General features: G+C 68.2%; 22 protein-coding genes. 14 read left to right on the forward strand and 8 right to left on the reverse strand.

The features are described from left to right. Window positions 1–13: 13 nt before the first annotated feature. From AB0M14_RS30965 to AB0M14_RS31000, 8 genes are all read left to right on the forward strand, one after another. Window positions 14–916, forward strand: a complete 903-nt coding sequence (locus AB0M14_RS30965) for an SDR family NAD(P)-dependent oxidoreductase (protein ID WP_365001235.1) — start codon at window positions 14–16, stop codon at window positions 914–916. Between the two features lie 10 nt (window positions 917–926). Continuing rightward, window positions 927–1,967, forward strand: coding sequence for an alpha/beta hydrolase (locus AB0M14_RS30970; protein WP_365001237.1), 1,041 nt, complete (start codon window positions 927–929; stop codon window positions 1,965–1,967). A 28-nt stretch (window positions 1,968–1,995) separates the two neighbouring features. Continuing rightward, on the forward strand, window positions 1,996–2,211 hold the full coding sequence (locus AB0M14_RS30975) for a hypothetical protein (protein ID WP_365001239.1): 216 nt from the start codon (window positions 1,996–1,998) through the stop codon (window positions 2,209–2,211). Between the two features lie 7 nt (window positions 2,212–2,218). Further along, window positions 2,219–3,184 carry a hypothetical protein gene (locus AB0M14_RS30980; protein ID WP_365001241.1) on the forward strand — a complete coding sequence of 322 codons (966 nt, stop codon included), beginning with the start codon at window positions 2,219–2,221 and terminating at the stop codon, window positions 3,182–3,184. A 29-nt stretch (window positions 3,185–3,213) separates the two neighbouring features. Continuing rightward, entirely contained in the window at window positions 3,214–4,566 is a 1,353-nt protein-coding gene (locus AB0M14_RS30985) for an AarF/ABC1/UbiB kinase family protein (protein WP_365001243.1), read from the forward strand. Between the two features lie 103 nt (window positions 4,567–4,669). After that, window positions 4,670–5,326, forward strand: a complete 657-nt coding sequence (locus AB0M14_RS30990) for a TetR/AcrR family transcriptional regulator (RefSeq protein ID WP_365001245.1) — start codon at window positions 4,670–4,672, stop codon at window positions 5,324–5,326. Between the two features lie 88 nt (window positions 5,327–5,414). Next, on the forward strand, window positions 5,415–6,677 hold the full coding sequence (locus tag AB0M14_RS30995) for a cytochrome P450 (protein ID WP_365001247.1): 1,263 nt from the start codon (window positions 5,415–5,417) through the stop codon (window positions 6,675–6,677). Window positions 6,678–6,686: 9 nt separating this feature from the next. Further along, window positions 6,687–7,904, forward strand: a complete 1,218-nt coding sequence (locus AB0M14_RS31000; RefSeq protein ID WP_365001250.1) for a cytochrome P450 — start codon at window positions 6,687–6,689, stop codon at window positions 7,902–7,904. Window positions 7,905–8,025: 121 nt separating this feature from the next. Here AB0M14_RS31000 and AB0M14_RS31005 read toward each other — a convergent pair whose 3' ends face one another. Next, window positions 8,026–9,747, reverse strand: a complete 1,722-nt coding sequence (locus AB0M14_RS31005; RefSeq protein ID WP_365001253.1) for a hypothetical protein — start codon at window positions 9,745–9,747, stop codon at window positions 8,026–8,028. Between the two features lie 329 nt (window positions 9,748–10,076). Then, a complete protein-coding gene (locus tag AB0M14_RS31010) occupies window positions 10,077–10,901 on the reverse strand; it encodes a TetR/AcrR family transcriptional regulator (RefSeq protein ID WP_365001255.1) in 825 nt (274 codons plus the stop codon). A 75-nt stretch (window positions 10,902–10,976) separates the two neighbouring features. On the opposite strand from AB0M14_RS31010, the gene AB0M14_RS31015 reads away from it, so the two are divergent. Continuing rightward, window positions 10,977–12,221: an MFS transporter gene (locus AB0M14_RS31015; RefSeq protein ID WP_365001258.1), complete on the forward strand. Its 1,245-nt coding sequence runs from the start codon at window positions 10,977–10,979 to the stop codon at window positions 12,219–12,221. Between the two features lie 274 nt (window positions 12,222–12,495). Then, the gene (locus AB0M14_RS31020; protein ID WP_365001261.1) at window positions 12,496–13,464 is read left to right on the forward strand and encodes a hypothetical protein; all 969 of its coding nucleotides are present in this window, start codon (window positions 12,496–12,498) and stop codon (window positions 13,462–13,464) included. A gap of 5 nt (window positions 13,465–13,469) precedes the next feature. On the opposite strand, the gene AB0M14_RS31025 is transcribed toward AB0M14_RS31020, so the two are convergent. After that, window positions 13,470–13,811 (reverse strand): MerR family transcriptional regulator, encoded by a 342-nt coding sequence (locus tag AB0M14_RS31025; protein ID WP_365001264.1) that lies wholly within the window; start codon window positions 13,809–13,811, stop codon window positions 13,470–13,472. A gap of 127 nt (window positions 13,812–13,938) precedes the next feature. On the opposite strand from AB0M14_RS31025, the gene AB0M14_RS31030 reads away from it, so the two are divergent. Both AB0M14_RS31030 and AB0M14_RS31035 read left to right on the forward strand, forming a co-directional pair. Further along, window positions 13,939–14,373 (forward strand): HSP20 family small heat-shock protein, encoded by a 435-nt coding sequence (locus AB0M14_RS31030; protein ID WP_365001267.1) that lies wholly within the window; start codon window positions 13,939–13,941, stop codon window positions 14,371–14,373. A 394-nt stretch (window positions 14,374–14,767) separates the two neighbouring features. Beyond that, complete coding sequence (locus tag AB0M14_RS31035; RefSeq protein WP_365002026.1) at window positions 14,768–15,124, forward strand: helix-turn-helix domain-containing protein; 357 nt, start codon at window positions 14,768–14,770, stop codon at window positions 15,122–15,124. A 57-nt stretch (window positions 15,125–15,181) separates the two neighbouring features. Here AB0M14_RS31035 and AB0M14_RS31040 read toward each other — a convergent pair whose 3' ends face one another. From AB0M14_RS31040 to AB0M14_RS31050, 3 genes are all read right to left on the reverse strand, one after another. Further along, entirely contained in the window at window positions 15,182–15,772 is a 591-nt protein-coding gene (locus tag AB0M14_RS31040) for an ATP-dependent Clp protease proteolytic subunit (protein WP_365001270.1), read from the reverse strand. Continuing rightward, window positions 15,769–16,371 (reverse strand): ATP-dependent Clp protease proteolytic subunit, encoded by a 603-nt coding sequence (locus tag AB0M14_RS31045; protein ID WP_365001273.1) that lies wholly within the window; start codon window positions 16,369–16,371, stop codon window positions 15,769–15,771. Before AB0M14_RS31045 ends, AB0M14_RS31040 begins: the two co-directional genes overlap by 4 nt. Before the next feature lie 78 nt (window positions 16,372–16,449). Further along, complete coding sequence (locus tag AB0M14_RS31050) at window positions 16,450–17,058, reverse strand: TetR/AcrR family transcriptional regulator C-terminal ligand-binding domain-containing protein (protein ID WP_365001276.1); 609 nt, start codon at window positions 17,056–17,058, stop codon at window positions 16,450–16,452. Between the two features lie 133 nt (window positions 17,059–17,191). Here AB0M14_RS31050 and AB0M14_RS31055 point away from each other — a divergent pair, with 133 nt between their 5' ends. Continuing rightward, window positions 17,192–18,322, forward strand: coding sequence for an FAD-dependent oxidoreductase (locus AB0M14_RS31055; protein ID WP_365001279.1), 1,131 nt, complete (start codon window positions 17,192–17,194; stop codon window positions 18,320–18,322). A gap of 12 nt (window positions 18,323–18,334) precedes the next feature. Then, a complete protein-coding gene (locus tag AB0M14_RS31060) occupies window positions 18,335–19,855 on the forward strand; it encodes an MFS transporter (protein ID WP_365001282.1) in 1,521 nt (506 codons plus the stop codon). On the opposite strand, the gene AB0M14_RS31065 is transcribed toward AB0M14_RS31060, so the two are convergent. Both AB0M14_RS31065 and AB0M14_RS31070 read right to left on the reverse strand, forming a co-directional pair. Further along, window positions 19,771–20,550, reverse strand: a complete 780-nt coding sequence (locus AB0M14_RS31065; protein WP_365001285.1) for a sulfite exporter TauE/SafE family protein — start codon at window positions 20,548–20,550, stop codon at window positions 19,771–19,773. The genes AB0M14_RS31060 and AB0M14_RS31065 overlap by 85 nt on opposite strands. 38 nt (window positions 20,551–20,588) lie before the next feature. Further along, on the reverse strand, window positions 20,589–21,647 hold the full coding sequence (locus tag AB0M14_RS31070) for an FAD-dependent monooxygenase (RefSeq protein ID WP_365001288.1): 1,059 nt from the start codon (window positions 21,645–21,647) through the stop codon (window positions 20,589–20,591). Between the last annotated feature and the right edge of the window lie 85 nt (window positions 21,648–21,732).

Consider the following 21,732-nt stretch of genomic DNA (forward strand, 5'->3'; position numbering starts at 1 on the left):
AATTGGAACAAACATGGTGAGACTCCCTTACACCGGGCCGGTGGCGCACAAGCGGGGCCGGGTGGTGCTGGTGACCGGAGCCGGCAGCGGCATCGGCCGGGCGATCGCGCTGCGGCAAGCCGCGGCGGGCGACATCGTCCTCGCGACCGATATCGACCTCGCGGCGGCCGAGCAGACGGCGAAACTGGCGGACGGCGCATGCCATGCCTACGCATTGGACGTCCGCGATCCTGAGCAGTGGAATGCGCTCGCGGACACCGTGATCGCGGGGTTCGGCGTGCCGGACATTCTGGTCAACAACGCCGGGATCGCGCTCGGCGGCGCGTTTCTCGAGCAGAGCCCGCAGGACTGGGAAAAGATCATGGCGATCAACGTGCACGGCGTGGTGCACGGCTGCACGATCATCGGATCGAAGATGGTGCAGCGCGGTCAGCCCGGGCATATCGTCGTGATCGCCTCCGGGGCGGCGTGGACGCCGAACCGGGTGGCGCCGTCCTATGCGGTCTCGAAGGCCGCCGCGCTGATGGTCGCCGAATCTCTGCGAACTGAGTTGGCGCCGAAGAACATCGGGGTCAGTGCCGTCTGCCCGGGTGTCACGCGGACCCAACTGGCCGCGAACGCCACCTTGGTCGGCGCGGCGTCGACCGAGGAGGTGCGGTCGAATTTCGCCGCCGTGCAGTCGCGGTACAGCTTCGCGACACCGGACCTGGTGGCGCGGGCGGTGCAGCGCGCCATCCGGTTCGACCTGGCGATCGTGCCGGTGAATTTCGACGCCACCCTGGCCTGGGTGCTGCATCGGGTGTCGCCCGGCTTGATGCGGTGGATATGTGCCATCCCCACCATGGAATTGGCGGAGACCACCGCGCGAGTGGCGACGGATCGCCTGTCGCGGATCAGCTTTCACGGACAGGTATGAGGAGTTTCGGATGACCAGCATCGAGGCGGTCGCCGTACCCGGCCGGACAGTCCTGGCCGAACTACCGCGGCGCGCGAGCCGCCGCCAGCGCGCCGTGCACGCCCTGGCTTTCGCCACCCTGCGGCGGTTCTTCGAACTCGCTGTTCGAGTCGAGCGGCGGGGCTGGCTCACGCCCGGCCAGATGCTGCTGGTGTGCAACAACGTCGATCCGATCCTGGCGCCGCTGCGGCCGGCGCGCGGAACGCGCTTGGCGCAAGTACGTTTCGAGAATTTCCGCGCAGAGTGGGTGCGGCCGCGAGGCGTGGGGGAGGACGCCGCAATGCTGTATCTGCACGGCGGCGGTCTGGTCTCGTGCGGGCTCAACACCCATCGCCGCATGGTCGCCCGGATCGCGTCCGCCGCCGGGACACCGCTGCTCAATGTCGACTACCGGCAGATTCCGAAAGCGCATGTGCGTGATTCCGTCGAGGATTGCCTGACGGCCTACCGGTACCTGCTCGAGCAGGGCGTCGCACCGCAGCGGATTGTTTTCGCGGGGGATTCCGCGGGCGCTGGTCTCGCTTTCTCGCTGGCCCTGGCAGCCCGGGATCGCGGCTTGCCGATGCCGTGCGCGATCGTCGCGATCGCACCGTGGGCGGACTATGACTCCACCCGCAAGCGGCAGCACCCCAACGATCGGACGGAGGCGATTCTGCGCGGCGAGGTCTTCGCCATGCCGGCGCGCTGGGGTATCGAAACCGCCGAGGGACCGGCCGCGCGGTGGTCTCCGGTCAACCACCATTTCGCCGGGCTGCCACCGGCATTGATCCAGGTGGGTTCCGAGGAGGTGCTGCTCGCCGACACCGAGCAGCTGGCCGCGCGGTACGCCGAAGCGGGAATACCGCTGCGCGTGCAGATCTGGGAGAAGGCGGTGCACGTCTTCCAGGTCGCCGCGGACGTGCTGCCGGATGCCCGCGATGCCATCGCCGAAATCGGTGTGTTCGCCCGAGGTGAGCTCGCGCGGGCAGCCGCCGCCGAATCCACGGCGTGGACCGAGAAGACGCCGGCGTGACAGGGCACTACCGAGAGAAAGGTTCCAGGTGAACGAGCACCGGACTGCATTGCTAGCGGCGCTGGGTTGTCCCGGCCAGGTGCTGGAGGCGCTCACCGACGCGGAGGCCGAGCACTTGCTGACGTTGCTGCGCCGCGCTCGGGGTGCGCAGCGAGACAGTCTCGATCGGGCGATCGACGACGCGCTGGCGGTGCTGCCGCGATTTCTGCGAATCTCCGCGCGTTCGATACTTTTCGGAAAGTGAGGCGACCATGACCGATTTGGTCACCCGCGCGCAGATCATCATGCTGGCGCAACTGCTGGACGTCGAACCCGCCGAGCTGAGCGGCCTGGAACGCCTGGGAGCGGCGCCGGTCGAAGCGCTGCGGCGGGCCATGTCCGATGCCCTGTTCGATGCGCTGGCAACGGTTTTCCGCCGGGTCAGCAAGCTGGCTCCGCTGATCCCGGACGCGCTCGCCGCGACCGTGGCGGTCAAAGCGGTGCCGCCCGAGGTGGCCGGGCGCGGCGGCGGGGCGATCGGCATGGATCACCAGCATCGGGCGGCGAGCTTGATCAGCCGGATGTCGCCGGCCTATCTGGCCGATGCGGCGCCCTACGTCGACCCGCGGGTGATTCCGTTCTTCGCGCCCAAACTGCCGTTCGCGCTGCTGGTTCCGGCCGCCGACGAACTGCTGCGCCGCCGCGACTACGTCACGGCCGCGCGATTCGTGGAGCACGGCACCGACGAGCTGATCCGGGAGTTCGAGCGGCACGTGCGCGACGACGCGGCGATCGTGCGGACCGGAGCCATGGTGTCGCGCACGGAGGTGCTGAACACGATCTTGCGCACGGTGTCCGCCGAGCGGCGCGAACGGCTGGTCGCGGCGGGTGCGGCGGGCGATGACGAGCTGCTGGCGGCGACCTTGTCGCTGCTGGGGCGGATCGACGCGGAGTTCGCGCGTCCGATGAGCAACCACTTCTTCGAATCGCAAGGCGCGGAGGGTGTTTCGGTGCTCGGGGCACGGATAGTCGCGGCGGGCGCGGTGGCGGAACTGCTCGACGTCGTCGAGTACCTCGCGGCGGACACGGTGCGAGGGCTGACGGCGGTCGCGGAATTGTCCGACCCCGCGGCGCTGCGGCGGGCGGCGGGGACCGGCCGCCGCGAATCCGCAGTCGGCCGGCTGCTGGGTGCGAAGGCCCCGGCTCGAGCGACCGCCGACTGGTTGTCACCACACTAGGCTGGCGCGGAAAGACGAAGGAGCTGTCCATGGCCAAGCGGGTTCCGCAAGGACGCGTCGCGCGCGGGCGCAAACTCGGGATGCTCGCGGCCGGGCAGGCCGCGCGCGGCGCGTCCGCCAAGCTGTCCATGATCGGCCGCTCCGAGCATGCCCGCGAGGTGCTGTCGCAGCGGTCCACGCTGGACGCGGCCGAGCAAGTGGTCGACGTGCTCGGCAATATGAAGGGCGCGGCGATGAAGCTGGGCCAGATGTTCTCGGTGCTGGATCTGGATCTGGTGCCCGAATCGCATCGGGAGCGGTTCCGGTCCAAGCTGGCGGTGCTGTGCGATCAGGCCCAGGTGGTGCCGTTCGCGAGCATGCGCGCCGTGCTCGAGGACGAATACGGTGCGCTGACAAGGGTTTTCCGGGATTTCGACGAGGAGCCGATCGCGGCGGCGTCGATCGGGCAGGTCTATCGCGCGGTGCTGCGGGACGGTCGTGAGGTCGCGGTCAAGGTGCAGTACCCGGGCGTCGAGAAGGCCGTCCGGTCCGATCTGCGCAATCTGGCGTTGTTCGTCAAACTGTGGAAGTCGATGTGGCCCGCGCTGGGCAGCGGGGCGTTGATCGACGAGGTCACCCGGAATCTGGAATCGGAACTGGACTACGCCCGCGAGGCGCGCACCCAGCGCCTGGTCGCCTCGCACTATCGCGGGCACCCATTCATCGTCGTGCCCGACAGCGTGCCCGAGCACTGCTCGGACCATATCCTGGTCACCGAATACGTACCCTCGAAACCGTTCGCGCACATCCAGACCCTGCCCGACGCCGAGCGCGACCGGATCGGCGAACTGATCTACCGCTTCTATATCGGATCGCTGTTCGAGCGGGGCGAATTCTGCGGCGATCCGCACCCCGGCAATATTCTGCTCGCCGCCGACGGCCGAGTCGGCTTCATCGACTTCGGCCTCTACAACCGGATGAGCGCCGGCGACCTCGAATTCGAACGGCAGCTGGCGCGCGCGGCGGTCGAGCGCCGCGCCGAAGATCTCTACGCGCTGTTTCTGCTGCGCGGCATCCTGAACCCGGAGGCCGACGTCACCCCCGAGCAGTGCCTCGAATATGTCTGGGCGGCCTCGGAATGGAACCTGAGCGACGAAGAACTCACCATCACGCCCGAGCTCGCGTCCGGCGCTTTGATCGCCGCGATCGACCCGCGCATGGCTCAGCACAGCGCCATGCGGCATCAGATGCTGCCGCCTGAGCACGTCTTCTCGCGCCGCGCCGACTTCCTGACCTTCGGCGTGCTCGGGCAACTGGTGGCGACCGCGAACTGGCACCGCATCGCCCGCGAATGGATCTACGGCGACGAGCCGGTGACCGAGATCGGGCGAATGCTGGCCTAGCGGGCCGCCGCGTTGGCCATTTGCACAAATCCAGATAATCTCGGTACCTGGAATGTATGACAATTCCACCTGACACCCGCCGACGCTCGACAACGGAGGAAAAGTGGCCGCTCGCAAGGTGCTGTCTCGAGCCGAAAGCCAGGCACTGACGCGGGAAGAACTGATCGAGGCCGCGGAACGCCTGTTCTACGCGAACGGATACCACGCCACTTCGCTGGCCGCGATCGCGGCCGAGGCCGGCCGCACCATCGGCGCGGTCTACAGCAATTTCGAGAGCAAAGAGGCGCTGTGCCTGGAGGTGCTGCGCAGCTGGGCTACCGCGCGGATGTCCCGCCTGGTCAACGCGATCGCCGCCACCGACGGCACCCTCGAGCAGCGCCTGGACGCCATCGCGAACTGGTGGGACAAACAACTCATGGCCGACAACGCGCCGCTGATCCTGGCCGCGGAGTACGGCATCAGCGTGCTGCGCGACACCGCACAGCAGGCCCGCACGGTCGAAGCCTGCGAGCGCTTCATCGAATCCGCCCGGGTGCTGCTGCTGGATCACCTGCCCGAGGGGGCCGAGGCGAACGCGTCGTTGCTCGACGACGCGGTCTACGGGGTGCTCGGCACCGCCACCGGGCTCGCCGTGGGCAATGTGTCCGGAGTGAACCGCGGGGACGACCGCTCCAGCGAGATCCTGACGGCGACAATCGAATTCTGGCTGGGCCGGCTCGGCGACTCGGTCGGCGCGACGACCGCGCAGACCGCCCGCTGACCGGTACCGGTCGACCCGACGACGCGATACGACTGTTTCACTGATTACCCTCGTGCAGTTCGTGTTTCGTTCGCGTCAGGAGTCGCCGTTGACCAGCTCGAGCCTGCCCAGCCCGCCGGCTGTCGTCCCGTGGGCGGTCGGTCCGTCCACCGCCGGGCCCGGACCTCGGTTCCCGATGTATTCCGAGGAGTTCGCCGCCGATCCGCACGGTTGCTACCGCGAATTGCGGCGCACCTATGGCTCTTTGGCGCCGGTGGAGCTGGCGCCCGGGGTGCCGGCGACGCTCGTGATCGGATACCACGAGGCGGTGCGGATCCTGAACGATCCGGAGCATTTCCCGGCTGATCCCCGGGCCTGGCAGGACACGGTTCCCGATGACTGCCCGGTGAAGCCGATGATGATGTGGTATCCGAATGTGTTGCGCAACAGCGGTGTCGAGCACCTGCGCTATCGGCAGGCCAATGTCAGCGCCATCGACGGCGTCGATCTGCACAGTCTGCACGCCATCGTCGAACGCGATGCCATCCCGCTGATCAACACCTTTTGTGAGGGCGGCCAGGCGGACCTGGTCACGCAGTACGCCTTCCCGCTGGTCTTCGCCGGACTGAACCAAATGCTGGGCTGCCCAGCCGATATCGGGCAGCGGGTCGCCACGGGTATGGCCATGCTGTTCGATTCGGTCGACGACAACGCCGTGCACGGCATGACCATGCTCAGTGCGGCCCTGATGGACCTGATCGCGCTGAAGCGGCGCGACCCCGGCGACGATATGGTGACCCGGCTGTTGCAGCACGACGCCGGACTCGACGACACCGAGATGCTCTACAACATCATCAGCATCTACGGCGCGGGCATCGAACCGCAGCAGAACCTCATCATCAACACGCTCCGTTTGATCCTCACCGACGAGCGGTTCGCGGGCGACGTGCTCGGTGGAAGTCTGTCCACCCGAGACGCTTTGGACGAAGTGCTGTTCAACGATCCGCCGATGGCGAACTTCGCCATCTCCTATCCGCGCCAGCCGATCGCCGTCGGCGAGGTGTGGCTGCCCGCGAACCAGCCGGTCATGATCAGCTTCGCCGGGTGCAACAACGACCCCGCGATCAGCGGCGGTGAGCGCACGGGCAACCGGTCGCATCTGGCCTGGAGCATCGGACCGCACTCCTGCCCCGCCAAACCGGTCGCCTCGCTGGTGGCGCAGGAGGCCGTCGATCAGTTGCTCGACGCCCTGCCCGAGTTGCGTTTGGCCGTGCCAGCAGATGAACTGTCTTGGCGCCCTGGGCCTTTCCATCGGGCGTTGGCGTCGCTGCCGGTGGTCTTCCCGGCGAGCCCGCCATTGAATGTGATGTAGGAGAACTCTGTGAGCCTTCAACCTCTTGCGCTGGATCTGACCGGCATCGACATTCAGGGCGAGAACGAGCGCATTCGCGCGCGCGGGCCGGTGACAAGGGTCGAACTGATGGGCGTGCCCGCGTGGTCGGTGACCGATGCCGAGCTGCTCAAGCGGCTGCTCGCCGATCCGCGGGTCTCGAAAGACGCCGCCCAGCACTGGAGTTCCTTCCTCAACGGCGAAATCACCGCGGACTGGCCGCTTTTCGCCTGGGTGGCGGTGGACAACATGTTCACCGCCTACGGGGCCGACCACCGCAGGCTCCGCAAGCTGGTCTCGCCCGCTTTCACGCACCGCCGGACCGCTGCGCTGCGCCCGCGCATCGAGGAGCTGGTGACCAGCCTGCTCGACGACATCGCGAAGACGCCGGAAGGCGAAAGCGTGGATCTGCGTGAGACTTTCGCCTACCCGGTGCCGATCCAGGTGATCTGCGAACTGATGGGCGTGCCGGAGGAGCTGGAGCCCGCGCTGCGCACCTGCGTCGCCCGCTTCTTCGACACCGAGATCACCCCGGAGGCCGCGCAGGCCAACTACGTCGAGATGTTCGGTCTGGTGGGCGAACTCGTCGCCCTGCGCCGCGACCATCCCGGTGACGACATGACCAGCGTGCTGATCTCCACCCGCGACGAGGACGGGGCCCGGCTCACCGAGAAGGAGCTGGTCGACACCCTGATGCTGGTCATCAACGCGGGCCACGAAACCACCGTCAACCTGCTCGACCAGGCCATTTTCAACCTGCTCACCCACCCCGAGCAGCTCGCCGCGGTCCGCGAAGGCCGCGCCACCTGGGACGATGTCATCGAGGAAACCCTGCGCTACGAATCGCCGGTCGCGCACCTGCCGCTGCGGTACGCCGTCGACGACATCGATATCGACGGCATCCACATCGCAAAGGGGGAGGCCATCCTCGCCTCCTACGCCGCCGCCGGCCGCGACCCGGAAGTGCACGGCGCCACCGCGGCCGCCTTCGACATCACGCGAATCAAGAAGGACCACGTGGCTTTCGGTCACGGCGCGCACCATTGCATCGGCGCTCCGCTGGCCCGGCTCGAAGCCGCGATCGCACTCCCGGCGCTGTTCGAACGGTTCCCGGATCTCCGCTTCGCCGTCGATCCGGCGGCGGTGGCGCCGGTGATCGGTTTCATCTCCAACGGTCACCGGGAACTCCCGGTGCGGATCAGCGGCTAGTCGTCGGGGGCGGCGCGGCGGTTGCGTTTGGTGACGCCGCGCCGCTTCTTCGCGGCGATGCGCCGTTCCTTGGCGGTATCACCAGCGTCCGAGTTACGGTCAGATCCTCTGCCATGCCTGCCTAGCGCGGGACGGTTTTGCCGGGTCGCAGGACCCCGCCGCATTCGCCGGTCTGCTGATAGTCGGGTAGTAGGTGGGAAAGGACATCGCTGGAGTACTGGCGTAGTTGCTGGAGCTGCTGCTCGTCGCGCACGACCTCTTTGCGGACCCAGTCCTCGTCCGCGCCGGAAGCGTCGCGGAATCCTTGGATTTGGTAATAGTCGCGGGTCATTCGGGGGTCCAGGGTGAGGCCGTTGGCGAGCCAGGCCCCGTGGGTGTGCACGAAGGTGGGTTTGCGGTCTTCGAAGACGTAGTCCTCGAGGCTGACGGTGTCCTTGCCCGCGTAGATGTCGGCGATCCGCGCTTCGGTGAGCCCGGCCATATCGATCAGGCGCAGCCGGGAGGTCAGCGAGCTGCCGCCCATGTCGGGGGCCAGCAGGCTGCCTTGCTGGAGGCCGATGATGTCGGCGTAGCCGTTGACGAAGCCGCCGAAGCGGAGGGCGATCCAGCACAGCGGCACATCCGAGTCGGCGCGATAGGACTTCGCCGCGTCGGCCAGGGCGACTCCGGAGGGAATGAGCGCGCCGACCAGGGTCAACGCGACGAGCACCCGGCCTCGGGTCCGCAGCCGAGACAGCAATTCCGCCGCGGAGATCACGACGACGAACGCGGCCAGCGCCCACACCGGAGTGGCGAACCGGAACTGCGCCATCCAGTCCGGCTGGAGTACGCAGTAGGCGACCATCGCCAGCGCGAGCGGAACCAGCAGTGCGACAACGCCGTCACGCCACTTGCTCGGGGTGGCCAGTGCCAGCCCGACCAGTCCGACGGCCACGATCACCGCGGGCGCTCCGGCGTACTGCACCAGCTCGCCGGCCCTGGTCAGGTCGTGCGGGGTCGGCATCGCCTGATGCTTGGCTACCGCCGTGTTCGCGACCAGCCTGCCGAACTCGAGGTACCGCCACAGCAGATAGGCCCCGAACGGAATCGCGAACGCGAGGCCGGAATACAGCGCGTGCCGAAGTCCGGTGCGCCACAGCGCACGCGGGATCAGAATCAGCGAAACCAGGGGATACGCGGCCAAATAGATCAGGCCGTCGGGGCGGGTCAGCGCCGCGAAGGCCGCGAGAGCGCCGGCTGTCACCGCGACAGCCGGCGTCCATAGTCGCTGGTCCAGCACCGCCAGGAACAGATGGACGGCCAGCGCGCAGACGGCCAGCGCGAACAGGGAGTTCTCCAGGCCGGAGAAGCACCAGATCACGAACGACGGAATCGCGGCCAGCACAACACCGGTCGCGAAGGTGACCAGCGCGGGCCAGCGCGACACCCGGCGCGCGGCGAGATAGCAGGCGACGAGGATTCCGGCGCAGCAGAGCAGCGCGATCGCCTTCGGGTACAGGACGAAGTCCGGGACGCCGAAGAGCGTGCCGCGATCGAACAGACCGAACCACTTGCCCAGCACCAGCACCAAAAGCCAAGTGGGATTGGAGAATCCCTCCACGGCGTCCGCGCCGGGCTGCAACACCGGCCCCGCGCCGTCGGCGACACTGCGGGCGTACGCGAAGGTGATTCCGGCATCGTCGACGAGCCAGTTGCCGTATCGCGAACCCTGCCAAGCCAGTAACAGCACTCCGCCCGCGACCGCCGCCGCCGGCGGCGCCCACCGCGGCCGGCCGCGTCGTTGTCGTACGCGTTCCCGCGGCCCGTCAGAAGCTTGCGGCCGCGCTGTTACTACCTCAACCATTCATCAGATCCCAAGTTAGAACGATGTCGCCAAGCACAAAGACCTTAGCGTCCGTCACAAATGCGGAACAGTCGGGCGTTGGCGGCGGCCCAAGACGCGAAGGTGGTACCAGCGCGCGAATCGCCCTTCGTGGGTTCGAGGAGCGCGATGCACTCCTCGGGTGACACTGTCACGAAGGACAGCTCGCGGCCGACCGCCTGTGCCAGCTGCCGGACCCGCGTTGCCCTGGTGAGTGTCTCGGGGCCGGTGAGGTCGTAGGCCTGGCCGAGGTGGCCGGCGCCGAGCAGGACCGTGAGGTGCGGATCAGTAAGTGGTGCGCGGCATTTCGGTCAGTCGGCCAGGAGCTTGAGCACCACTGGTCGCGACAGCGTGCCTGCCACCTGACGCGCCAGCTGGTTCGCGCTCGTGCCCTGGGCGCGGGCGTCGCGCAGGGCCGCGGCGAGGTCGTCGCGGGCGGCGTCCGCCGCGGCTTGGGCGTCGCGTAAGCGCTGGGCTGCGCGGTCTACGGCGGTGTCCGCCGACGCGGGCCCAGTGGTCAATGGGTTGACCGCTTCGGATTCCGGTGCCGTCGCGGGCGGGAAGTTCCGCATCGCCGCCCTGGCGAAATCTTGCATGAACGCGCGGGTGGCGTCGGTGTCTTCGGCCGCGGCGCCGAGGAGCAGCCGGGTAGTCTGCGGGACCGCGAGACTCCAGTTGGCGAGGCCGCACAGGGCGAGCAGGAGACGTCCGGCGTGTTGTGCATCGACGCCGAATTGTTCGATGGCCCTGTCGAATTTGCGTTCGTAGTGCTGGGCGCGCCAGCCGTCGATGTCGTGCGCGTCGACGCCGCGGTGCAGGCCTTCCCAGAGCAGCAGGCGCAGCAGCTGGGGGTTCTTTCCGTGAAAGTCGAACAGCTTCGCGACATAGTTGCCCGGATCGGTCTCGGCTAGTGGCTGCACCACGTCCAGGAATTCGCGCATGGTGTCGATCAGGATGACGTCGAAGAGCTTGTCCTTGCTGCCGAACAGGCCGTAGATGCGTTCCTTGTTCACACCCGCCGCCTCGGCGATGCGGTCCACCCGTGCGCCCGCCAGGCCGTACTGGGCGAATTCGTCCCGGGCGGCGCGCAACAGCGCCTGTTTGGTGGCGTCGCCGCGCTTGATCGCTGCCGTCATGGCGGCGAGTTTACCAGTTCTTTAAACCAACTATTTGGTTGACAACGGGATCCGGCTGGGCATACCGTCGCCTCCATGACAACGCCGACCCTTTCCGCGGCGGGAACCCCGGTCACCGCGCCCGCCCGCAGTGTTTCGCCCCGTGCCCACACGGCGCGCACGCTGCCCGTGTTCGTGCTGTCCGCGCTGCTCGCCACCGGACAGATGTATGTGCCGATTCCGCTGTTCACGGCCATGAAAGCGGACTGGAACGCGGGCTCGGTCGTGATGACCTGGATCATCAGCGCGTTCGCGTTCGGGTATGCGGGCGGGTTCGTGCTCTTCGGGCCGCTCTCGGACCGTTACGGGCACCGCAAGGTGCTGATGACCGGCATGCTCGCGGCGGCGGTGGTCACACTGTTGACCGGTTTGGCGTTCAGTGCGCCGGGGGCCGTCGGGCTGCGCCTGGTCCAAGGGCTCGTCGTCGGATCGATTCCGCCCGCGATCATGGCCTATGTCGCCACCCGCATCGCGCCCGCGCACCGCGCGGTGGTGACCATGTCGATCGCGACGTCCTTCCTGGCCGCGACCGTGATCGCGCAGATCGTCTCGCAGGCGGTGGTCGCCGCGTTCCCGTGGCGCACCATGTTCCTCGCCTCCGCCCTGGTTTTCGCGGTCCTCGCGGTCGCGCTGCGCCGGGTGATGGTCGACGACGCGCCGGCCGGCCGGGAACTGCCGCTGCGGCACAGCTATGCCGCGATCCCCGCGGTGTTCCGAGTGGTGTCGCTGGTGCCGATGCTGATCGCCGGTGCGATGAGCATGGCGGTGATGGTCGGCATCTACACCGGCCTCGAACTCACCGGCGTCGTGCACAGCTCGGGCGAACTGCTCACCCTGCGCGCTGGTGCGCTGCCGGTCATGCTGATGCTGCCGCTGCTGGCGGTGCCGCTCGCGCGGCTGTCGAAGCATGGGCAGATCGTGCTCGGCGTGCTGGTCGCCGCCAGTGCGGTGGTGGCCGCGACGTTCGAGGGTAGTCACTTGGTGGTGCTGACGGTGCTGCTCGCCGTGATGGTCGGCGGCCTCGGCGTCATCGCGCCTGCGGTCCTGCAAAGCGCGGGCGAGCTGGGCGGCGAATCCCGCGCTGCCGCAATGTCGGTGGCGATGTTCAGCTTCTACGTCGGCGCGACCGCGGGGCCGCTGGTCGCCGCGGCCGCCGCGCCGCACGGCTTCACCGCGCTGGCTTGGACGCTGGCGGGGTTGCTGATCGCCGCCTTGGCGATGACGGTCGTCGGCTTGGTGTTGCAACGGCATCTCCACGCCGAACTCCCGGCTGGAGCCTGACCTCGGCGCGCGCGGCCAACTCTGTCCAAAGTTGTCCAGATTGTCCGGTCGCTGCCGCTGACTACCTGATTCTGGATTGGCATCACATTCGAGACGACACGCTGAAAGAGCGTGAAGAGCAATGCCATTTCCCAAGCGGGCCGGCCAGCGTTCAGCGGTCCTGGCAGTCATTGTCCTGGCGGTCGCCGCTTGCGTTGCCGCCCTGCTGATCTCGTCTCCACGCACCGTTGGTGTCGGGCCTGTGCCCGTGGCGAGCGCGCTCGCTGGAGAACAATTGGAGCGAGCTCAGCGGGGGCTGGCACAGGCACCTGGCCAGCACTATTCCGGTCGCGTCGAGACCGTCGACGGGTCCGTTTTCGAGGTCGATCTGGATTTGTCGCGCGCCGGTGTCGCGACCGGCACGATCACCGCGGGCGAGCTTTCGATCCCGTACTACGGCGTGCGGGGAATGGTGTTCATCCGTGCGCCGAAGAGCTATTGGGTTGCGAAGGGCTGGGTCGACATCCATGCCGAGCGGCTGGCCGAGCAGTGGTCGAAAGTGCCTCCGGATCACTTCGGGGTCGACTTCACCAGTGAACTGGCACCGGAGCGATTCGCCGCAGGGCTCTACGACGGCGGACTCGTCCTGGTCGGAGCCACGGTCGAGATCGACGGTCGCGGCTCGGTGCCGATCAAGAGCGGTGCGTACACCGTCTACCTATCCCCGCGATCGGATCTGCCTGTCATCACGAGAATCGTGGTAGCACAACAGCATTCGATGAACCAGAGACTGAAGACCCTGACGTTGGATATTTCCGCGCTGACCACCGACCACGTGCGGGCGATGTTCGACCGCATGACGGGAGTCGGGCGGTCGGAACTGGTCTCCGCCCGCAGCGGCGAGGTGCGGGTCGAGTGGAGCGGTGAAACAGAGATGGACCCGTGCGGGCAGTACTCGTGCGTCGTCACCACGAAACTGTCCAGCACGCCGACCGATCCCGCGATTCACATCGAATCCGTTCAGGTCACCGTCGACTTCACTTTCGATGTCGACGGCATCTCCGCAGGTGTATGCCACCAGCAGATCCAGCTGCCGGGCAGCGGATCCGGGACGGCCACCTGCACCGGCCATTATGTGATTCCGGCGGATGGACTCGAACATTCGTGGAACGTCCTGATCAAACTGGATTGGCGTGCGCTGGGCGACCCGGAGGTCGAGCACATCGTGCAGGTCATAGCCGACCAGAACGTCGCGCTCCGGTAGCAGGTCTAGGCGGGGTTCTGATTTCCCCGCAGCTGGTCGCGCTCGGCGGTCAGTGCCGCATTGGCTCGGCGCAGTTCGGTATTGGCGTCTTCGAGCGCCAAGATCTGAGCGATCGCGGCGAGGTTGACGCCTTGGCCGGCCAGGTCGGCGATGCGGAGTAGCCGGGTGAGGTCATCGTCGCTGTAGCGGCGGGTGCCGCCGGCGCTACGGGCGGGGGTGAGGAGGCCGTGCTGTTCGTAGAGGCGCAGTGAGTGTGCGCCCATCCCGGACAGCTCGGCGGCGACGGAGATGCCGTACACCGCGTGGGCGGGGCCGGGGCGATGCGGATCGGGTCGGTTCGGTGGCATCGAGCTCCTCTCTCTTGTCATCCAGATTACTTCAGCGTCGCACTTGCACTCTCCTAGGCTGAGTGCTAAAACAAACCTAAGTCAGATGACAGAGGTTATCTGATCAACCGAGAGAGAAATGGAGTGAGTGGAGGTGGCGACCATGCTGATGCGCACCGATCCGTTCCGGGATCTGGATCGATTGACACAGCAGGTATTCGGCACGCCGGCGCGGCCGGCGGTGATGCCGATGGATGCGTGGCGGGAAGGTGAGGAGTTCTTCGTCGAACTGGACCTGCCCGGTATCGACCCGGAGTCACTGGACCTCGATATCGAACGCAATGTGGTGACTGTGCGGGCACAGCGGCCGCAACTGGATTCCCAGCGGTCGATGCTCGCCGCGGAACGGACCCGTGGAGTTTTCAGTCGACAGTTGTTCCTGGGTGAGAATCTCGACACCGAAGCCATCCGGGCCGACTATCGCGACGGCGTGCTGCGACTGGTGATTCCGGTGGCGGAGAAGGCCAAGCCGCGCAAGATCGAGATCAGCCGTTCCGAGCAGCGCCAAGTGATCAACGCCTGACCGGTCACGGGTGGGCCCGCTCAGCGAATGCTTGCGGGCCCACCCGGCACGGTCGGGTCAGTCGGGCCCGAGCCGCCGAATACTCGTGGCAGGGAAGGCGACTCAGCCCCGAACGCGCCCTGCCCTCCGGAACGCTCCTCGCCGCGGCGCCCGCGACCAGCTGGTGTGTAGCCCAGGCGGCCGTGTTCGCCCAGAGCGGAGAGGTGGGCACGGCGGTCGGTTCCGGTCGTACGCTCCACCTATGAGCGAGCATTCGAGCGTTGAGCGGCCGCAGGGCGAGAGGCCGCGGTTGCACGCGATTCCCGGCGGTCTCGACCAGGCGGCTCCGCTGGACCGGCGGCCGGTGCTGGCTCCAGCTGATCGGCGTTCGTCGGCTCCGGTCGATGGCCGGTCGTTGACTCCGGTCGATCGGCGGTCGGCGCCGCGGGCAGCTCAGCCGGTTCGCGAGCCGCTGTGGCGGGAGGCGCTGGGGCAGCGGCTGCGGGCGTTGCGGCAGGAGCAGCGCGAGACGCTAGCGGAAACGGCTGGGCGGGCGGGGGTTTCGCCGCAGTACCTGTCCGAGGTCGAGCGGGGTTTGAAGGAACCTTCCAGTGAGATGGTGGCGGCTATGGCGGGGGCGCTCGGCACCTCGCTGGGTGGGCTTGTCCATCAGATCGCCGATGATTTGGTCCGGCTCCGGCAGCCCGAGTTCACGCGCTCGGCCGGGCCGCGCGCGAACGGGGCCTTGAACGGGCTGCTGCTCGCGGCCTGAGACCTGTGCTCCCCGATCCCGCCACGACACGAACGTGGCGGGATCCGGGGCGACGGCTCAGTCCTGCGGATCCAGGACGAGGTCCACGATCCCGTAATCGATGGCCGCCTGGGCGGTGAAGACCCGGTCGCGGTCGGTGTCGTGCCGGAGGGTTTCCACCGATTGGCCGGTGTGCTTGGACAGGATGGCTTCGACTTGTGCGCGCGTCCGGACCAGTTCGTCGGCTTGCAGGATGAGGTCGGGGATGGTGCCCTGGCCGCGGGCCGCGGGTTGGTGCAAGACGACCCGGGCGTGCGGCAGCAGCGCGCGCCGGCCCGCCACGCCGCCGGTCAGCAGGACCGCGCCGACCGCGATGGCCTGGCCCACACAGGTGGTGACCACGGGGGAATGGATGTGCTGCATGGTGTCGTAGAGCGCGAGCATGGCCGTCAAATCGCCGCCCTCGCAATTGATGTAGAGATTGATGTCCTGGCCGGGACTCTCCGCGTCGAGGTGCAGCAACTGGGCGATGAGGGCGTTGGCGACGCCCGCGTCGATGGGAGTGCCGAGGTAGACGATGCGCTCGGTGAGCAGATGCGAATACACATCCATGATGCGCTCACCGCGCGGATGCTGGGCGATGACGTTCGGAATTGTGTAGCTGCTCATGCGATTCCCACTTTCTGTCGCTGCGGAACGACCTGCCAGAACGAGTCGACGATGCCGTCGATGAAGCCGTACTCTCGAGCCTGGGCCGCGGTGAACCAGCGGTCGTGCAGCGAGTCGTCGAAGATCTGCTCGTAGGGCTGCCCGGTGTCCGCGGAGATCAGGCCGAGCACGGTCTGCACGGTGTAGCGCAGGTCGTCGGCCTGCACCTCGACCTCGACCGCGCTGCCGCCGATGCCGGCCGACCCCTGATGCATCAGGATCCGGGCGTGCGGCAGCGCGAACCGCCGCCCCGGGGTCCCGGCCGACAGCAGGAATTGCCCAGCGCTGCAAGCCAATCCGAGCGCCAGGGTGGACACCTCGCAGGGCACCAGCCGCATGACGTCGCGGATGGCGAGCATGGCCGGAACCGACCCGCCCGGCGAATGGATCCACAGCGAGATCCCGGCCTCCGGATCCTCGGCGGCGAGGGTCAGCAGTTGCGTCATCAGCAGGGCGCCGTTGTCGTCGTCGAGTGGCCCGTCCAGCACCAGAATCCGGCGGCCGAAAAGCTGTTCTCGGGTGCGCCAGTTGAAGGTTGGCGTCTTGTCGTCTTGTGCCATGCATCCACCGTGCCCCAGCACTACCCGGAAAATCGCGCCCCGCTGCCGTGGGCGGATCCGCTCACAGCAGGGGATCGGTCAGGACGGCTGTGCCGTGGCGCGGATACCGGCGAGCACGACCTCGACGATGCGCTCGGCGTCCCGGTGCGTGAACGGCCGCAGGCCGCGGTTGACGACCAGGCGCACCGGGCCGGAGATCATCTCGCCGAGAAAGGCGCTGTCGACCGCGGGCAGCTCGCCGCGGTCGACAGCCGCGTCCACCCGCTGTTGCAGGGCGAGTTGGCGCTGGTCGAGGATTCTGGTGAGCGCCTGGCGGAGGGCGGGGCTCTGGTGCGCGGGCTGGATGGCCTGTTCGAGAGTCCGGCCGAACGGTGTTTCCAGACCCCCTGCCAGGGCCAGCAGATAGTCCACCAGGTCACGGTGGATGTCGCCGGTGTCGGCGACCGTGGCGAGATCCTCGGCGTAGCGCAGCAGGGCTTGGACCACCAGCTCCTCGCGGTCGGGCCAGTTGCGGTAGACGCTGGTCTTGTTCACGCCGGCGCGCTCGGCGACCTCCTCGTAGCGGAAGCCCGCGATCCCGTCGCGCGCCACGAGTTCGGCGGTCGCGGTGAGGATTTGGGAGCGCACGCGCGCGTTGCGGCCGCCGGGGCGGCGCGCGGGTTGCTGCTCAGCGGTGCTGTCCGTCATTGCCGCGCTCACCTCTGTTCTCTGCTCGGGTGCCGATTGTCGCCAGGTTCGGCGTTGCGGTGCAAACCAGACCTCAGTATGCTCGGCAAAAGCCACAATTTGTGGCTTTTAGTCTCGCCATCTTGGAGCGCACGTGAAAATCCTTGTCTCCGGCGCCGGTATCGCCGGACTCGCCAGCGCACTCGAACTCGGCCGCCGCGGCCACGACGTCACCGTTGTGGAGGCCGCCCGGCAGCTCCGGCGCACGGGCACACCCATCGACATCCGCGGTCCCGCGATCGAGGCCGTGGACCGGATGGGGCTGCTCGCGCAGCTCCAGCGGCACCGGGTCCGGATGTCCGAGGACACGCACTTCGTCGACAGCGCGGGCGAGCCGGTGGCCCGGATTCCGATGGCGGAGATCAGCGACTCCGCGGACGACATCGAACTCCTGCGCGCGGATCTCGTGCGCGTCCTCGCCGCGGCCCTTCCGGACGCGGCGGCGATCCGGTTCGGCGACTCGATCGAGCAACTCTCCGACGATGACAGCGTCGAGGTGCGTTTCGCCTCGGGTCGCACCGAGCGGTACGACTTGGTGCTCGGCGCCGACGGCCAGCACTCCGCCGTCCGCGGGCTGGTATTCGGTCCTGAGCACGACTATGCCCGGCACCTCGGGGTCTATTTCGCCCTCGCCGAACTTCCCGCCGCGGCGCGAGTCGGGGACGCGAACTCGATCTACAACGTCCCCGGCCGGATGGTGGGCATCTTCCGGTACCAGGGCAAAGCCGTCGCGAACTTCCAATTCCGTTCGGACGTACTCGATTACGACCACGCGGACCGGGAAGCCCAGAAGCAGATCCTGGTCGAAGCCTTCGCGGAGCACCGATCTTGGCGGATCCCGGAGCTGCTCGACGCCGCCCGCGCCGATCCTGGCTTCTACTTCACCTCCGCGAGTCAGATCCGCATGCCCGCCTGGCACTGCGGTCGCGTCGCACTGGTCGGGGACGCCGGATACTGCCCGGCCTACCTCTCCGGCCGGGGCACCTCGCTCGCACTCACCGGCGCGCACATTCTCGCCGAAGAACTCGAACTGGCCGGAGCGGATCACACCGCCGCCTTCGCGCGGTACGAGGCCCGGCAGCGCCCCTATGTCACCTTCGCGCAGGAGCGTGTCGGGAGCGGTCGCGACCGCATCGTGCCGGCCACCTGGGCCGCGATCGCCGCCCGCAACGCGGCGCTGCGAGCATCCACGGCATCGGCCGCCGCTGAAACCGCGCAGCGCTGAAGAGGATTCGTCGTGAACGACACGCTGGAAATTCCTGCCGCCGACACTAGGGAGCAGCGCTGGAGCAAGCGGCTCGCCCTCTGGACGGCCGTTCTCATCCTTGCCAACGTCCTGGCCGACGTGGTCATCGGCTCGCCCATGATGGTCCTGCCGCAATTGCTGGACCATTTCGACACCGACCAGGCCGCGTGGCTGAACGCGAGCGCGATGCTCGCCGGGGCTATCTGGTCGCCGCTGCTCGCGAAGAGCTCCGACCTCTTCGGCAAGCGCCGGATCCTGCTCACGACGCTGCTCCTCGCGGGTGCGGGCGCGGTGATCTGCCTGGTCGCCCCCACCCTCTGGATCTTCTTGCTAGGACGCTTCTTCCAAGGCGCCGCGTTCGCGGCCGTCTTCCTCACGGTGGCCCTCGCCCGGCAGATCTGCACGCCGCGGGTGGCGATGGCCGTGGTCGGGCTCGTGACGTCCGGCTCGTCGGTTGTCGGAATCATCGAACCATTCCTGATGCAGCCGATCATCGAGCTGTTCGGCTACCGCGCCGTGTTCCTCGCGGCGGCGCTGCTGGCCGGGGTGGCCGCGCTCTGCGTGCGGGTCTTCATCCCGGAGTCGCCGATCCGCGGTAGCGGCCGGATCGACGTGGGCGGCGCGCTCCTGCTGGGCGGCGGTCTCGGCGCGGTGCTCGCCTATGTCAGCCTCGGTACGCACCTCGGCTGGTGCTCCGGAGGACTGCTCGCGCTGCTGGCGGCCGGCGCCGCCGCGTTGGCGGCGTGGGCATTCCTGGCACTGCGGGTCGAGGAGCCGATCATCGATCTCCGGGCCCTCAGCCGCCCGATCCTGCTGACGCTGCTGGCTCTGGTCCTGGCCGCGGGCTCCTTCCGGAGCATGCTGCAACTGACGGGCATCATCGCCCAGGTGCCCCCGGACCTGGGCCTCGGCTACGGGCTGGGCGCGGGCGAGACCATCGCGGTGTTGCTCGCCGCGCCCAATCTCGGCATCGTGCTCGGCGGTGTGTGCGCCGGCTGGGTCGCCGGACGATTCGGTCCCGCGCTGCCGCTGGTCGGCGGCATCGCCGTCGGGGCCGTGGCGACTTTCGCGATGTTCGCGGGCGTCTCGGCGCTGCCGGTCGCGATCGCCTGCGGTGCGATGGTCGGCATGGCTGCCGGGGCGATCGGCGCCTCCGGCTACAACTTGGCGGCCAGTCTCGAAGCGCCCGATCGGCAGGGCACGATCGCCGGTGTGGTGTCGGTCGTCCTCGCCCTGGGCTCGGTGGTCGTCAACTTCGCCGGGGGCGAGGTGCTCAAAGCGACCCGGATTCCCGGGATCACCGCCGACGGCGCTCCGGTGAGCACGGCGACCGGCGTGTACCTCTACGTCACGATGGCCGGAGTGCTCTTCGTCCTCGCCGCGGTGCCCGCCCTCCTGCTGGCGCGGTCCGGCGCGGGCATCCGGGCTCAGTCCAGCAAGCGCCACAATCCGATCACGCCGAGCACCACGATCGCGGCGCGTAGCGCCGGTGGCGAGAGCCGGCGCCCGTAGCGGGCGCCGACGGCTCCGCCGACCAGGGAACCGATCGCGATCAAACCCGCCGCGCTCCAGCTGATCCGGTCGAAGGCGACGATCGTATAGCTCAGGGCCGCAACGACATTGACGATCAGCGTCAGCAGGTTCTTGGCCGCGTTCATGCGCTGGATCGGTTCGGAGACGAGCACGCCCATCACGCCGATCAGCAGAATTCCCTGTGCCGCGGTGAAGTAGCCGCCGTACACGCCCACGGCGAAGGTGCCGATGGTCAACAGCGTCAGTTTCGTCCGGCTCAGGTGATCGGCCGCGACGCCCGCCGCCTCGGAGCGCCGTCTCGCCCAGGCCTGGATGCGGGGCTGGAGGACGACCAGTACGAGCGCCGTGATCATCAGCACCGGAACGACTGTCGCGAAGACCGACGGCGGCAAATGCAGGAGCAACCACGCGCCGAGCAACGCGCCGAGCAACGAGGCCGGGAGCAGCCGGCGCAGCATGCGCCCTTGCCCGCGCAGTTCACGCCGATAGCCCCAGGTTCCCGACACGCTCCCGGCGACCAGCCCGATCGCGTTCGACATCGTCGCGATCTGCGGGGGATAGCCGAACGCGATGAGCGTGGGGAAGGTGATGAGCGTTCCGGTTCCCACGACAGCGTTGACGGCCCCCGCGCCGAAGCCGGCGACCAGGATGGCGAGGATTTCGGTGACTGGCATGGGTCCGACGGTACGGACCTGCCGGTATGGTCGGCCGGTCAGGTCGACGCGGCCCGGCCGGTACTCCGGCGGATGAGTTGTTGTGCGCGTTCGCGATCGGCCCGGATCTGCGCGCGGCGGCGCGCCATGGCTTCGGCGGGGGAGCCGCCGGTGGTGACGGCCTGGTACACAGCGTGCGCGTCCTCCAAGGCGTCCCGGGCGCCCACGCCGGCCGCCGGGGTGATGGCGTGGTCGGCGTCGCCGATCAGCAGCACCGGATGCCGCGGTGCCGCCGCGTCGTCCAGCGGCACGTTGCGGGCGTTGGAGACGTGCACCGAATCGGTGTGGGCGAGCAGGGTTTCCAGGAGACCGGTGTTGGACGGCGTGGCGGCCGAGATCTCCTCGGCCCACTCGGCGACCGGGCGGAATCCCAAGTCGTCGGCGGGCAGCGGGGTGCGCGGGATCCGCAGGAACCACAGGGCCGGGGTGTCCGCGTCCCAGACGTGCCCGAAGGTGGCGCCCTTGCCCTGGGGGGTGATCTCGTCGTAGAAGTGCAGCACCGCAGCGGGAGTCGGCAACGACAGTGGCGCGGTGCTCATGCCGTAGAGGACGACGTCGCCGGCGTAGGCGGGGACGCGGGCGGGTTCGAGGTGCGCGCGCACGACGGAGTCGATGCCGTCGGCCGCGATGGTCAGCCCGTCGGCGAGGGGAATGGCGGGCTGGTTCGCGCACTGTAGTGTGCCCGCGTCGACGTCGATGCCGGTGATCACGGTGTCGTAGTGCGCCTCCGCGCCGGAACTGTCGAGAAATTCGCGCAGGACCGCGATCAGGTTGGCGCGCAACCAGAATCGGTGTCCGCGATCCATCCGCGCGGAGTGCACCCCGACATTGTTGGTGTAGTCCAGGCCGAGGATCGGGTGCGAGGCCGCGTGCAGCGCCGCCAGATCCACGCCCAGCCCGGTGAGCGCGGTGTGCCCGCGGTCGTCGAGGAACAGGAACGCGCCTCCGGGCCCACCGGCGCGCCGCTGCTCGTACATTGTGACCTTGTCGCCGGTGCGTGCCAGTGCTCCGGCCAGCGCGGTGCCGGCGATGCCGCCGCCGAGGATGGTGGTCGTCACGATCGCTCCTCCTGTGTAGTCCCTGGCGTTCGTTCCCGGCTCCAGTTGATCACGCGGCTGCGAGGTTCGGAAGCGAATGCCCTAC

The sequence above is a fragment of the Nocardia sp. NPDC051832 genome (genome assembly GCF_040681285.1).
Lineage (GTDB): Bacteria > Actinomycetota > Actinomycetes > Mycobacteriales > Mycobacteriaceae > Nocardia.